Origin of the sequence: Psychromonas arctica DSM 14288, assembly GCF_000482725.1 — a bacterium.
Taxonomy (GTDB): domain Bacteria; phylum Pseudomonadota; class Gammaproteobacteria; order Enterobacterales; family Psychromonadaceae; genus Psychromonas; species Psychromonas arctica.
Map to the genome: position 1 here is coordinate 16,621 of NZ_KI519483.1, position 15,238 is coordinate 31,858.

Genomic DNA, 15,238 nt, shown 5'->3' on the forward strand with positions numbered 1-15,238 from the left:
GCGCTTATTCGCTCCATCTATCACCGACCACATTAAGAAAACCGCTTTATGCTTAAACGCAAAAGCGGTTTTTTTCTTCTTTAATTTGATAATATCAACCCAGTTTTAACTCATTATTCTTCAAATTTCCCTCTTTTAAACACTACTTTTAGCTGCTTAGAATAACTAAAAAAAACCTAAGATTTAGCTCGGTGTCCATTTTGGTTGCCAATAGATTTTTGTAAGTTAATTAATAGGTTTCTGATGTGCGGTATGAATAATTATTTTTACCGATATAATTAATCACAAATAATTTAATACAATTAATTTAAAAAGGTAGGTGTTTTAGATAAAGCATTTCACAACGCACGAGCGTCAGTGGTGTATAAAGTATGGGACAAGCTATTGTAATCAGAGATCAAAAAGACCCGAGACAACTTGGTGATACGTGGTATCTGAATGGGGCTTTTATCAAAATAAATGACGTATTGTATCGCCTTTGGCGAACAGTAGATAAAGATGGTCATGAAATTGATATTCTGGTGCAAAATGTGAAGATAAATGGGCTGCTATGCGTTTCTTTAAGCGATTATTGAAAAGTCAGTAATGGCACTGTTGAAGATTGTGACAGATAAATTAGCAAGCTATTCAGCTGCAAAAAGAGCTAATGCCAAGTGCGAGTACTCGACAGTTCAGTATGAAAATAATGGATGTGAATTATCGCATCAACCCACCCGGCTACAAGAATGGCACATAAGGCGAGTCAAACCCCATGGGCAAGCCGAAGAGTTTTTGACTTGTCGTGGTGTGGTAAACAACTTATTTCTATCTAGTCGACATTTAATGCAAGTGAAATATTACCTTCTTTTCCGTGATCCTCCATTTATAAAGAGGAAACTGCAGTTGTGTCCAAAATTTAGGTTAAGGCATGTTTGACGGTATTTCCTCGACTCGGTTCGAAAAGTTATCCATACCATGCAGCTCATCAGTCCATCATCTTCAGCTAAAAGCTAAGGTTAACCAATACCCTAACATAATATTTTCGATTGAATCATTATCGGTATTTATAGAGCTGAAGCTATTTATTTAATGGAATAGCTTTCAGTGTTTTCAAAATGGCAGAGTTATTGCTGAATTCGGCTAGCTCGATGAAGTGGCTCTTTTCAATTTCTTGCATCTTTTGGTCTGCCAATAATTCTTTGAGAAGTTCTTCCTCATTATTTGCTATTGCCGTTTTTATTGCAGCAAAGTTTGTGATGCTCTGTTTTTTGTTGTCTGTCTTGATTGATTTCATTAGTCTCATTTCCTTCTATTCTTATAACAATTATATTCATGTCGGTATTAGAATTTTTACCCATACAGAGCGCGTATTTAAAAAACATTAATGTTAAGTGAGAACACTATTATTTTAATTTTAGTATTGAGAATATGTAGTTTGGGTAGACGCAATGCTTGTTGATATTATTGACGTTTGTATATTCAAGCCTCGAGTGGATAAGATAAGCTTTATTATGTTTATTAGTTGTTAAAATTATATCGAATTGGCTTTTAGTATACATCCCAGTAATTTTCAAAACCATAGTGTTTATAGACCGCTAATTCGTGGTTTCGACTTAGTTCTTGGTTAGGATTATAGTGAGGTGCTTTTTTTATCTTATCGCGAGTTAAATTGATGGTTACAGATTTATCCAGCCACTTCATTTCTTTAATCCATTCCGGCGAAATAAGTACTTTGTGTCCGCCAAACCAATTGGTCGTATCGATTATAAGATAACGGACAGACATCGATTGGTCTTCAATGATGATTCCAGAGACATGGCCAATATCACCGTCACTAGCATGAATATGATAACCAATAATAGCTTGGCTACTACGTAAATTTGGATCATCATTTTTATGTCGTTTAATGATAGCGGCTTCATGCACAATTGCTATATCGTCGGCCTCTTTTGGCGTTTGTTCTGGTTGCCCAAAACCTGAGTTAAGTAAGTGAGGATACATGCCATCGCCCCAAAAACCTGTGTTGCCCCAATAGTATGGGTAGCTGTGGTAATCAAGTTGATCAATTTCCTGTTGACGCGAAACAGTTTTATCAGTATCAACTCTTGGACTATTTTTAACTTGATCTCTGGTGCACAATACGTGAAACACTTTTTCTAACCAGTTTACTTTTTGTATTCCAATTGGTGATATCAATACCTTACGGCTTGATAACCAACTATCGGTCTCAACAACGAAATAACGTACTACCCATTCGTTGTCATCAAATAAGAGATCTGTCACTTTACCTATATTGCCATCTGTGGCGGCAATACTGTAATCCCGTAAATCGTGCACGCTGTGTAACATAATCGATATCCTTTTATTATATTGATTGATAAATGTTTTTGTCTCATTTATTAAGTTAGTCTTCTTACTCAATCTTGTCGGTACGCTGGCGAACAGACTATAATCCTTTGAAATGTGAAGATAAAAAAGTTGTATTTACAGTGTTTTTTTCTAACATTCTGCTATGTCATTTTATTAATTAGATTGGTAAATAATTTTTACCTTATAGCAGGGTTAACGACTGATAAAATAAATTTATTTACCCTTACGTCATCATTAGAATACTGCTGTTCATATAATGTTTTTGACGCTATATCCTCATTAAAAAATATTCGATATTTAACTTTATTGGTATTAGAACTAAGTGTGTTGGCGTACATACTTCTGGCAACCTTGTAATGTAAACTTCTTAAATGAACTTTTTTTAGAGATAAAATTAATAAATTTTTCAAATATTGTTGTCTAGAACATTTGTCATAAGTAAATGAATTAATAATAAAAATAGAGGTATACGCTGATGTTACGGAGTCTAAATGAAATTATGCATCTTCAACTACAAGGTATCGATAAAGAAATAGGCAATTGTAAAGATTTTCTTTTTGATGATAAATATTGGGTAATACGCTATTTGGCAGTTGATACTAACAGGTGGTTGCCATTTTTGGGCAAAGTTCTGATTAGCCCTAGATCACTTGGTGAAGTAAGATGTGAAACGCATCAACTTTCGGTCAATTTAACTCGAGAGGAAGTAAAAAATAGTCCCTCATTTGATGAAAATCAGCCCATATCTCATCTATACGAAGCGGAATTATTTAAATACTATGGTAATGGTTTTTATTGGATGGGTGAAAGTCAGTGGGCAACTTGTACTAGTCCTGCTGAAATAGCCGAATCAAATTTATTTGCTAATAAAACTCAAAGTATTGCAACTAAAATTGAAAACAAATTAGAAGAACGGTACTTGCGTTCATCAATTGAGGTTAAGGGGTACAAAATCCACGCAACAGATCAAAGTATTGGACATATAGAGGACTTTATTTTGGATGATGGTAATTGGTCTATTTGCTATCTTATTATCAAGACTCGAAATTGGCTGCCAGGCGGACGTACAGTAATTATTAGTCCTAATTGTATTGAAACAGTGAATTGTATCGATGGTTCTATAACTATTAACGTAAGTGCTAAGGTAGTAGAGGATAGTCCATTATTCGATTCAAACCGACTTACTGATCCTCAATATGAAGCGCATCTTCATGAGTACTATGAAATTTCACAGAGCTCGAAATACTTGTCTGATCTGAAAGTGAGGTTATAAGTAATAATAAAGTCAAACGACCTTATATATATTTAATTTTCTTGTGGGTCTCAATCATGAATAATATGCCGTAACCCATTATCTATCTTGTTCCTACCTATTTGACATATCACGCTGGTATTATTTAAGACCCTAAAGGACGGCGCCTTCGAAAATTTCTGTAGGTCTGACTGGTTGGTATGACTAAGGCACTGTTATTGTAAATTTATAAATATACTTCATTTGAGTCTACGTATCAGCTGAAGGTTTGAATCTGGCTCCTAACCACATCAGAATTATTTCACTTTTGGATAATGATTTTCAAACCTTCTGATAAATGTGGATTTTGTTACGGAGTTGTTTTTTTTTGATGTTAAATTTTGAGAAAGTATCCTTAGAATGAACTATCTCCAGCAGAATAAAACAAAGATTAATCCTAAATTTTAGATTTGCTATTGCTTTATCAATGCTTAATTTTAGTTATTTGATCCGGTCAAATTTTAAGTATTTTTATTGACGTTAATTCTTCAACAACTTTTGTGTGTGCCAACGTACCGACGCCAATTTCATTTGGCGATATCGTTTAACCCTCTGATTGTTTTTGCTTATTGAATTTGATGCCTTGAATACATCATAGGCAAATGTCGTGAGTGAAAACAATTATTTTTCACGAAGATAATTTAACTGTCTTCCTAATCTTATTATCAAAAGGTGTCGAATATGTTATTAGAAGGTAAAGTTGCGCTGGTTACAGGGGCTGCTCAAGGGATTGGCCGTGCTATTGCAATGCGTTTAGCAAAAGATGGAGCAGATATTGGCATCGTCGATTTAAACGAAGATAAAATGCTCGCTGTTTGTCATGAATTAGAAGCATTAGGATGTAAAACAACTATTTTCAAAGCCGATGTTAGTGATAGGAAGCAAGTTTATTCTGCTATTGAGCATGTAGAAAAAACGTTAGGTGGATTTGACATCATGGTGAATAACGCTGGTATTGCACAAGTTCAAGCCCTTGCTGACGTCACCCAAGAAGAATTAGATAACATTCAAAAAATAAATGTAGGGGGAACGCTTTGGGGTATTCAGGCCGCGGCAAAAAAATTCATTGAGAACAAACAAAAAGGCAAAATAATAAACGCCTCTTCTATTGCTGGGCATAATGGGTTTGCTCTACTGGGTGTGTATTCTGCAACTAAATTTGCTGTGCGCGCGTTAACTCAAGCAGCGGCGCAGGAATACGCAAGTGCAGGCATCACTGTAAATGCCTATTGCCCAGGTGTAGTTGGGACAGATATGTGGATCGACATTGATAAACGCTTCTCTGAAATCACTGGCGCAGCTGAAGGTGATACCTATAAAAAATATGTCGATGGAATTGCGCTTGGCCGTGCACAAACACCAGAGGATGTTGCCAACTTTGTTTCTTACTTAGCGGGCTCAGACTCTGATTATATGACAGGTCAAGCACCACTAATTGATGGCGGTATCATTTACCGTTAACGAGCTAGCTTTTAAGGTTTTCTCATCTTATTTTTATCGGCGGTGGCTTAGTAATCGATTGAGCCTAAGTCCACCAACTTTATACTGCAATCCAACAATAAATTATTATGCATAAGCTTACAAACGTTAGGACTGTTATTTCACCGGTCTGATAGTGCTTTCGAACTCATTATGATTGTGTTGAAAAATGAGGGGTTGAAAAATCGATGCGTTTTAGCAAACGTCTTTTTCATCTGGTTCTCGAGCTGGCATGGCTAAAGAAGTAATGATTTGCTTAGGTATTGATGACAGGATTTGAATTTGCAAAACACACCTAATTTTAAAAATTAATACTATGAAAGGACACTTGTCATGAAAAATAACCATGACCAATCTAAAGCTTCTGATACGAAAAATACATCAGATAACACACGTGATCCAAACAACGACTTAAAATCTATGCCTCTAGAGGACCTAAAGGAAAAATTAACATCATCACCGGACGGTCTCCATCAGTCAGAAGCAGAAAAAAGACTAGAGCAATACGGGCCAAATGAGCTAGAAGAAAAAAAAACCAATGCTTTTCTTAAATTCCTTTCGTATTTCTGGGGGCCAATACCATGGATGATCGAAATTGCTGTGATCCTCTCCGCTGTTGCTCAGCATTGGCCTGACTTTTTTATTATTCTCGTTCTACTGTTAGCTAATTCTGTCGTTGGGTTCTGGGAAGAGCACCAAGCGGGTAATGCCATTGCAGCATTAAAAGATAAGCTGGCTACTAATGCGCATGTGAAACGTGATGGTAAATGGACTGTTTCGGCTGCTCGCGAGTTGGTACCTGGCGACATCATTCGCCTTAGGTTTGGTGATATTGTACCAGCAGATGCTCGGCTGCTTGATGAATCCTCGGTGGAGGTTGATCAATCGGCTTTGACTGGTGAGTCACTGCCCGTATCACGTAAACAGGGCGATCCGATATTTTCAGGTTCAATCATAAGACAAGGTAATACTGATGCACTGGTCTACGGCACCGGCGCAAACACTTTCTTTGGAAAAACAGCTGAACTGATGAAAGAAGAGAAAACCACAAGTCATTTTCAGCGTGCTGTACTGAAGATTGGTAACTATCTGATTATTCTGGCGATTGTGCTGGTGGCTGTGATTATTGTTGTTTCTATTTTCAGGGGGGATCCCATCTTAACTACGTTGCAGTTTGCCTTAGTGTTAACCGTGGCTGCAATTCCCGTTGCTATGCCGACGGTGTTGTCTGTAACTATGGCTGTTGGAGCAAGCTTACTCGCTAAAAAAGAGGCTATTGTGACGCGACTTGCCGCTATAGAAGAACTTGCGGGTGTCGATATTCTGTGCTCCGATAAAACCGGTACACTGACACAAAACAATCTCACGCTCGGGGAACCGTTCTGCATAAATGATGTATCGGCTGACCAGCTGATTCTTTGTGCTGCGCTGGCCTCGCGCGCTGAAGATGAAGATACTATCGATAAAGCTGTACTTGATGGTCTTGGAAAAGATCAAAAAATGTCCGATTGGCAAGTACTTCATTTTCAACCATTTGACCCGATAAATAAACGTACTGAAGCTACCGTAAAGAATAGCAATAGAAAAAAATTTAAGATAATGAAGGGTGCTCCACAGGTGATACTAGAGTTGTCAGCTAATGCGAAGGAAATCAAAGCGGAAGTTCAAAAAGCCATTAATGAATTTGCATCACGTGGTTTTCGGTCGTTGGGTGTTGCACGGACCGATGCAAATGATGCTTGGGAATTTATCGGCGTTCTACCTATGTTTGATCCTCCTCGAGAAGAAGCTAAATCGACCATAGCGACTGCAAAGAAAATGGGTGTTCAGGTTAAAATGTTGACGGGAGACCAAGTCGCAATTGCTAAAGAAACGGCAGAAAAATTGGGAATGGGAGCTAATATTCTCGATGCTAGCGGTTTTAGTGATTCAAAGCATCAAGAGTCAGATGCATTTGCAGATACAATCGAAAATGCAGATGGGTTTGCGCAAGTATTCCCCGAGCATAAATACCACATTGTAGACTTATTGCAGCAACGGGGGCATATTGTTGGCATGACTGGCGATGGTGTAAATGATGCTCCTGCATTGAAAAAATCTGATTGTGGTATTGCCGTATCTGATTCAACTGACGCAGCTCGAGCAGCGGCATCCATTGTACTTATGAAGCCGGGCCTTTCAGTGATCGTCGATGCTATTAAAGAGAGTCGTAAAATATTTCAGCGGATGAATAGTTATGCTATTTATCGGATAGCGGAAACACTGCGAGTATTATTATTCATGACACTAGCGATTCTAGTCTTTGATTTTTATCCATTAACCGCTGTCATGATTGTGATGCTAGCGCTACTCAATGATGGTGCAATTTTATCCATTGCTTACGATAATGTCAGATATGAAAACAAGCCCGAGATCTGGAATATGCGTTTGGTTATTGGAGTGGCTACGGTGCTTGGGGTGCTAGGTCCGATTGCTGCATTTGGACTCTTTTATATTGGCGACAGTATCTATCAACTTGATCGTCCACATCTACAGACATTGATGTATCTAATGTTATCTGTTGCAGGGCATTTGACTATCTTTCTGACGAGGACTCGAGGACCGTTCTGGTCGATTCGTCCGGCAAATATTCTTTTATATGCGGTGATTGGTACGCAAATTCTAGCAACATTGATTGCTCTCTTTGGAGTGTTCATGACACCACTTAACTGGGGTTGGGTGCTATTTGTTTGGGCCTATGCACTTGTTTGGTTCCTTGTGACTGACCGTGTGAAACTATTGGCCTACCGCATATTAGATCCAATAACCAAATCTGATAAATAACGTTAGTTTGTTTTGTTCCATTCCATTGATGTTGAGATACAGGAGCGTTTATTTAGACGCTTCTGTATCGATGGAAATAGGGATTAAAAAAAAGCAAAATTTATCAAATTTTTACTGAATATAAAGTGTCATAGCAGCCGTTTTAATGTGCGTAAATTGACGGTGTTAAACGTTTAAAAATGATGATATAGGAAATAACAAGAATCTAGTTAGAACCAAAATTTTCAACAGAGTATTGATGAGTTTTTGACGATAAACTGCCCAAAATTGATCATGTTTCACAATAGAACTAATAATATCGTTAGATCTCTATTATTTATCTTAGATCATGATGGCTATGCTCCAAGTAAGTTTAAATATCCAATATTAGAGGTCATATATCCATTACGTTTCAACATTCTAATTACATAATGATAAATAACAAATAGCAGGGTGATGACTAATCGCCGTTATTTGAAAAGAGAGCTTGAAAAATTTTCAGTTCAATAATACTTGTAATATAAACATTTTTCGGGATGTACATATTTGATCCCTACATGATAAATTTTTTTACTTATAATGATTTGGCGTAATTTTATTGTAGTTAGTCACATCGCTAATATTGCTTATTATACAGATAAAATAGTATTGTAAATGTCTACTGCAAAGTTAGTAAAGTTACTTTTGTGACATTAATTTTGGCTCCATCAATTAGCTACATCGAGAGCTATAAAAAAGGATGCTTTAAGACTATGTCAAAAATATTAGATTCCAAGATCACACCTTTAAAAAATCATCTATTATCTGCTTTGCCTTCCGAAGTGCATGAACGGTTATTTCCGTTTATTGAACTGGTGAAATTAGAATTAGGTGAAGTGATTTATGAGTCCGGTGATAAGCTTTTTCATGTGTATTTTCCTGTAAATTCAATCGTCTCTTTGTTATATGTAATGGAGAGCGGTTCATCGGCTGAAATATCTGTCGTTGGTAATGAAGGGATTATCGGAATTGCATTGTTTATGGGCGGAGAAACTACTCCTAGCCGAGCTGTAGTACAGAGTGCTGGTTATGCTTATCGACTTAAAGGGAAGTTATTGACAGAAGAATTTAATCGCCATGGGAAATTGTTAGACCTGATGCTTCGTTATACGCAATCTCTTATTACTCAAATGTCACAAACAGCTGTGTGTAACCGCCATCATTCTATTGACCAGCAATTATGCCGTTGGCTTTTATTGTCGCTTGATCGCCTACCTGATAATAAAATTACAATGACTCAAGAGCTTATTGCAAATATGTTAGGAGTACGGAGGGAAGGTGTAACTGAGGCCGCTGGAAAATTACAGAAGAATGGAGTAATTGATTATCATCGTGGACATATTACTGTGTTAGACAGGCATAAACTAGAAAAATTAAGCTGTGAATGTTATAGCGTAGTAAAAAAAGAAACTGACCGATTATTACCTTACGCAAAAACAAAATGCCATTACCATTCAAAATGAATAATTAATTATTAGGGGTAGACCTAACTGAATTCACCAATACGCTTTCTATGAAACCTTTGGCTATTCCAGGTAAAAAATAACTTCTGTCAACGTCTAAATTTGGTACTAATTAACAAAATTAAAAATATGTTTATACTGATCGGTGAAATATTATTTAGGCGGGGTATTTTGTAAGCTTTCAATATTTATATTATTTAATTCATGGAATGCAATAGCAATTGTAATGCATTCCTTCCATGTTTATTCTAATAATATGGTTATCAATATCACCATCGGTTTTCTATTCTTGATTTTTGATATAGACAATTAATAAGTCCGTGCTGACGATATTCGCAAGTTTACGCACTGAAGATAATAAACGACTCCAGAAATCATGGTGATGCCCACAAACTAACAGATCTGCATTTAATTGAACAACTGCTGTTGTTAATCTTTCCTCTACATCACCCATTACTACCAATGTGTTTTCCACCGGGTAATCGAGCTCATCAACTAATACGCGCAGCTCTTTCTGAAATCGCTGCTTCTCTTTATCATCATCTACTCTAGCTACACCTAAAGTACTCACTGGCCCTGAAATGCTTACATAATTCGTATCTACATAAATAAATGATAGCTTCGCATTAGTCTCTTTTGCTAGCGCCACAGCTTTGCTCATGACTGTTTCATTGGATTTAGTCAAATCAACAGCAACTAATATATGTTTATAGATCATTGAATTACTCCCTATTAAATATCTTATAAGAATAATAACTAGATAAAACAATTGTTCTAACTAGATCTCAATCTCTTATTACTTTTACACCTCAGTAATCAACTTACTCGATTAATACAGATGTAGTCGTTATGTCACCCTATCATATCCATTGGATAGACGTATTGTCATAAGGAAGCAAAATTATTAAGCGAAGCGTTATCTTTTTAGTTATCTAATTTTTTATTTAAAGCAGATGGCCTTTGATTCGGGTTTTAGTCTTATGAAGTTACTTTGATATATCCGCTTAATTAAAAATAAGTGATTAGAAATGTATTACCAGAGTGAAAGCCACTTACATTGTTTGTTAACTTAAAATAATAGGTAATTAACCTCTATTTTGTATTTGCAACCTGTTTTTATTTTTACTTGATAATTTAGGGATTTAATGAAATTTTTAATAAGTAGAATCGAGCGTGCCTTCAACGTTGCGGCACTCTATAGCGTATTTTTAATATTAAAATTCATTGAAAATAATAATTAATATTTTTATTTTCAATTATTTACATTGTTAGTGTGGTTATGATTCGTTGACAAGCTGGTCTACTAAAGACTATTGTAAAAAGCGATCGAATGTAAATTATTTGTGAAATTTTAATTATTTAATGTCTGAGTTTATTATAGTAAAAGATCTCTTCTTATACTGTTTTTTGTATTAACTCTTCAAAAAACAGCACCGCGTAATGAACGTCATGGAAAAATAATATGGAAAAAATAGTGATAAAAAACCTTTATAAGGTTTTTGGTTCTGAGCCTCAAAAGGGGGTAAAGTTATTAGAAAAAGTAAAAAATAAAGAAGAAATTTACGAAGAAACGGGACTGACGGTTGCTGTGCAAGGCGCAAGTTTTGAAGTTAACAAAGGTGAGATATTCGTTGTTATGGGGCTATCTGGTTCGGGAAAATCAACGCTCGTACGTATGTTAAATCGACTTATTGAGCCAACATCCGGAGAAGTGTTAGTTGATGGTGTAGATATTCTTAAAATGAGTAAGGCTGAACTGGTCAAGTTTCGTAGAAGCACGACTAGCATGGTTTTTCAGTCCTTTGCGCTTATGCCTCATCAGACCGTATTAGAAAATGCTGCATTTGGCTTAGAGCTTGACGGTATGGATAAGAAAGTACGTGAAGAACGTGCTATGGATGCTTTGAAACAGGTTGGACTTGAAGGCTGGGAGAAAGCCTATCCAGATGAACTAAGTGGTGGTATGCAGCAGCGGGTTGGATTGGCGCGAGGTCTCGCTGTTGATCCTGAAATTCTACTCATGGATGAGGCATTTTCAGCGCTTGATCCGCTTATCAAAACAGAGATGCAAGATGAACTGTTAAAACTCCAAGATCGACACGAACGTACGATTATTTTTATTTCCCACGATTTAGATGAAGCATTAAGAATTGGCGACCGAATTGCAATAATGGAGGGTGGACGAGTTATTCAGGTAGGTACACCTGAAGATATACTGCAGAATCCTGCTGATGATTATGTACGCGCATTTTTCCGAGGAGTGGACCCTACAGGTGTTATCTCAGCTGGTGACATTGTACGTGATACTCAGCCAACGGTGGTATGGCATACGAAAGCAGGTAGCCCAAGAGCTACTTTAGAAATGTTGAGTATGAAAGATCGTGAATTTGCCTATGTACTAGACTCTGAACATATTTTTTTGGGTGTCGTTTCTTCAGATTCTCTGCGTGAGGCTATCGACCAAGGAAATGGTACCAGTAAACTTGAACATGCTTTTATTGAACAAGCAAAATCTGTTCAAGAAACTGAGAGTCTTCAAGATATCTTACATTTGGTTTCATCGCACGCTTGGCCTATTCCAGTAGTAAATTCAGACAATAAATATCGTGGCGTTGTTTCTAAAAATCTTTTCCTTCGAACCTTAAATCGTGCCGAAAAGGGCACCTTTTTTGAAGAGACAACACCCTAGAATACTATCTTAAGGAGTTTTATATCATGTTCAGTTTTGATGAAAGAGTTATTCCATTAGATGTTTGGATCACCACTTTTGTTGATTGGTTGGTTGAGGGGTATCGATGGTTTTTCCAGATGATTAAATGGCCAGTCGATTTTACCCTGTCTGGTGTATCAGACGGTCTTCTAGCAACATCTCCTGTCCTCATTATTATTGTATTTGGCATCATTGCCTGGCGTGTTTCAGGTTTCAAACTGGCGGGTTTTACCATTGCTTCATTGGTTCTCATTGGTTTGCTTGGTTTTTGGCAAGAAACGATGATAACCCTCGCCATGGTATTTTCATCCGTCGTGTTCTGTACAGTTGTTGGAGTGCCGTTTGGTATATGGGCAGGTCGAAGTGATCGTGTTAATAATATTTTACGACCGGTTTTAGATGCGATGCAGACAACACCTGCTTTTGTTTATCTGGTTCCCATTGTGATGCTTTTTTCCATAGGTAATACCGCAGGCGTTCTGGCTACTATTATCTTTTCCTTACCGCCAATTGTTAGATTAACGAGTCTTGGTATCAGGCAAGTACACCCAGAGTTGGTAGAGGCGGCGCTCGCTTTTGGAGCAACAAGTTCTCAGGTATTGCTTAAGGTTCAGATACCGCTTGCTCTGCCGACTATCATGGCGGGGCTAAATCAAACAATCATGATGTCTCTTTCTATGGTGGTGATCGCTGCAATGATTGGAGCTGGTGGCCTCGGTGCACCCGTTGTACTTGGTCTGAACACATTAGATATTGGTCTGGCAACTGTTGGTGGTCTAGCTATTGTTTTACTGGCAATCGTTTTAGATAGAATTACTCAATCATTAGCTACAAAAAATCGTGGTAAAAAAAATAAATAAGGAAGTAAAGTCATGTTTAAAAAAATAATAATTGGAACCGCACTAGCTGCAATTTCATTTACAGGAACAACTGCTCTTGCTGATAATATCAATCCAGGCGAAGGTATAACCGTCAAACCTGCCCGCGCAACATGGGATACCGGTTTTTTTCAGGAGGCTCTAGTAAGACGAGGGCTTGAAACGCTGGGGTATGATGTGGACTTTCCAAAAACATTGGTGAATCCTATCTTTTACAAAACAGTGACGCTAGGTGATATTGATTACTGGACCAATGGTTGGTTCCCTATGCATAACGATCAATTACCAAGTAATTTCGCTGAAAAGGCGGAAAAGGTTGGTTACGTAATGAAAGCGGGTGGTTTAGGTGGTTATTTAGTCTCTAAAAAAGAAGCTGATAAATATAATATTGTTTCTTTGGATGATTTTAAACGCCCTGAGGTTATGGAAGCATTTGATACTAATGGAGATGGTAAGGCTGATCTGACCGCTTGTCCTCCTGGATGGGGATGTGAAAAAATAATAACTCACCATATGGATGTATACGATCTCAAAAATTCCGTCAATCCAGTGAAAGCAGCCTATGCAGCAGGAATGGCATCAGCAATGGCTGGATATAAAAATGGTGGGCCAATATTCTTTTATACTTGGGCGCCAAATTGGACCATTTTTAAACTGAAGCCTGGCAAAGATGTTGTCTGGATAAATGTGCCTGAAATCAATCCAACCAAAGCCCAAATGTCAGCAGTTGATCGCATGACGGTAAGTGGTCTTGAGGGGGCAGTTTCTGATCCTGTTAAACTTGGTTTTGTCGCTTCCGACATCCAGATAGTCGCCAATAAAAAGTTCACCAAAAATAATCCAGCAGCAAGGAAGTTTTTTGAGGTATTCACACTCGAGTTAAGTGATGTTAATGAGCAGAATACCCGTATGAACGATGGCGAAAAAAGTAAGCAGGATGTACAACGTCATGTAGATCAGTGGATTGCAAAAAACCAAGATAAATGGGACGGTTGGCTTGAAGAAGCCCGTAGCGCGGCTAAATAGACTGAACATTCTTTCCTCATAGCCTGAAGTGCACTAATGGTGCCTTTGGGTGGGGTTTTCAATTGCTTATTTTAGATCTTATTTTCAGTGCAACATCAATTTTTAATATTAAAACAGATAGATAGGTGATGGACCACTGCAAGACCGTGATTTTGTAAATAATATGTACAATTAATACTTCGTTAATCTCACTTCAATCTTAAACTCCAATTCCTAGTTAAAAGATAGTAAGTCTTAAGTGCGTTTGCGTACATACAGTTGGTAACTAATCAATGTAAAGTGAACAGGTTGCAATTTGTTACGTTAGAAAATATAACATTCTAATGTTAAATTTTACATAAAATGTTCGCTAAGACAATTTTTATAAGTAAATAAAGTCATAATAAACATAGAGGTATACGCCGATGTTACGAAGTTTGAATAAAATTATGAATTTTAAGTTACAAGGTCTGGATAAGGAAGTTGGGAGTTGTAAAGACTTCATTTTTGACGATAAATTCTGGGTAATACGTTATCTGGAAGTTGATACTAGCAAGTGGCTTCCTTTTGGAGGAAAAGTACTCATCAGTCCAATATCACTGAGTGAGCCTAATTGGGATAAATTTAAATTTGCTGTAAATTTAACACGTGAAGATATTAAAGGCTGTCCTCCTCTTGATGAACATCAACCGATATCTCATTTATATGAAGTGGAATTATTTAAATATTACGGTTATGGTGTTTATTGGATGGATGTAGGTGAGTGGGTATGCTTTACCAGTCCAGCAGAGATAGCTGATGCTAGTCTATATCGAAGTGAAACAAAGAATAAATTTGAAAACTGGCATCTGCACACTACAAATGAGATAAAAGGGTACGATGTCCATAGTTCTGGTCAGAATATTGGCAATATAGATGACTTTATTCTTGATGATGACAACTGGTCTATTTCTTATGTAGTGATAGATATGGGTAGTTGGTTACCAGTTGGACGCAAAGTACTGATTAGTCATAAATGTATCGAAACAGTGAACTGGGCTGATCGCTCCATATCTGTCAATGTAAGCGCCCATAAAATAAAGGCTAATCCATTATTTGATTTAAAACGACTTATTGATCTTCAATCTGACATCAATCTTGATGAATACTATGAAATTTCGCAAGAGCCAGAATACTTACATGAGACGAGGATTAGAAAGGTTAGATTATAAGTAAATCAACC

12 protein-coding genes are annotated in these 15,238 nt (G+C 37.1%); 9 read left to right on the top strand and 3 right to left on the bottom strand.

The features are described 5' to 3' along the window. Positions 1–371 precede the first annotated feature (371 nt). Positions 372–575 (top strand): hypothetical protein, encoded by a 204-nt coding sequence (locus H592_RS23430; RefSeq protein WP_028870076.1) that lies wholly within the window; start codon positions 372–374, stop codon positions 573–575. A gap of 482 nt (positions 576–1,057) precedes the next feature. Here H592_RS23430 and H592_RS0118460 read toward each other — a convergent pair whose 3' ends face one another. Together H592_RS0118460 and H592_RS0118465 are read right to left on the bottom strand one after the other, a co-directional pair. Next, entirely contained in the window at positions 1,058–1,273 is a 216-nt protein-coding gene (locus H592_RS0118460) for a hypothetical protein (RefSeq protein ID WP_028870077.1), read from the bottom strand. A gap of 254 nt (positions 1,274–1,527) precedes the next feature. Continuing rightward, positions 1,528–2,328 carry a PRC-barrel domain-containing protein gene (locus H592_RS0118465; protein WP_028870078.1) on the bottom strand — a complete coding sequence of 267 codons (801 nt, stop codon included), beginning with the start codon at positions 2,326–2,328 and terminating at the stop codon, positions 1,528–1,530. Positions 2,329–2,848: 520 nt separating this feature from the next. Here H592_RS0118465 and H592_RS22805 point away from each other — a divergent pair. From H592_RS22805 to H592_RS0118485, 4 genes are all read left to right on the top strand, one after another. Beyond that, complete coding sequence (locus tag H592_RS22805) at positions 2,849–3,622, top strand: PRC-barrel domain-containing protein (RefSeq protein ID WP_425414402.1); 774 nt, start codon at positions 2,849–2,851, stop codon at positions 3,620–3,622. A gap of 699 nt (positions 3,623–4,321) precedes the next feature. Next, positions 4,322–5,101, top strand: a complete 780-nt coding sequence (locus H592_RS0118475; RefSeq protein WP_028870079.1) for an acetoin reductase — start codon at positions 4,322–4,324, stop codon at positions 5,099–5,101. Between the two features lie 438 nt (positions 5,102–5,539). Next, positions 5,540–7,942, top strand: a complete 2,403-nt coding sequence (locus H592_RS0118480; protein WP_051369267.1) for a plasma-membrane proton-efflux P-type ATPase — start codon at positions 5,540–5,542, stop codon at positions 7,940–7,942. 731 nt (positions 7,943–8,673) lie between these two features. Continuing rightward, positions 8,674–9,423, top strand: a complete 750-nt coding sequence (locus H592_RS0118485) for a Crp/Fnr family transcriptional regulator (RefSeq protein WP_028870081.1) — start codon at positions 8,674–8,676, stop codon at positions 9,421–9,423. A 283-nt stretch (positions 9,424–9,706) separates the two neighbouring features. Here the strand turns inward: H592_RS0118485 and H592_RS0118490 are convergent, their stop codons facing one another. Continuing rightward, complete coding sequence (locus H592_RS0118490) at positions 9,707–10,141, bottom strand: universal stress protein (protein WP_028870082.1); 435 nt, start codon at positions 10,139–10,141, stop codon at positions 9,707–9,709. 744 nt (positions 10,142–10,885) lie between these two features. Between H592_RS0118490 and proV the strand changes: the two genes are divergently transcribed. The 4 genes from proV to H592_RS22810 all read left to right on the top strand — a co-directional run bounded on the left by proV (position 10,886) and on the right by H592_RS22810 (position 15,227). Beyond that, positions 10,886–12,112, top strand: coding sequence for a glycine betaine/L-proline ABC transporter ATP-binding protein ProV (proV, locus tag H592_RS0118495; protein WP_028870083.1), 1,227 nt, complete (start codon positions 10,886–10,888; stop codon positions 12,110–12,112). A gap of 26 nt (positions 12,113–12,138) precedes the next feature. Beyond that, positions 12,139–12,993, top strand: a complete 855-nt coding sequence (locus H592_RS0118500; RefSeq protein WP_028870084.1) for an ABC transporter permease — start codon at positions 12,139–12,141, stop codon at positions 12,991–12,993. Positions 12,994–13,005: 12 nt separating this feature from the next. Then, entirely contained in the window at positions 13,006–14,037 is a 1,032-nt protein-coding gene (gene proX / locus H592_RS0118505; RefSeq protein WP_028870085.1) for a glycine betaine/L-proline ABC transporter substrate-binding protein ProX, read from the top strand. 404 nt (positions 14,038–14,441) lie between these two features. Continuing rightward, positions 14,442–15,227 carry a PRC-barrel domain-containing protein gene (locus tag H592_RS22810; protein WP_211235691.1) on the top strand — a complete coding sequence of 262 codons (786 nt, stop codon included), beginning with the start codon at positions 14,442–14,444 and terminating at the stop codon, positions 15,225–15,227. The last annotated feature ends 11 nt before the right edge of the window (positions 15,228–15,238 follow it).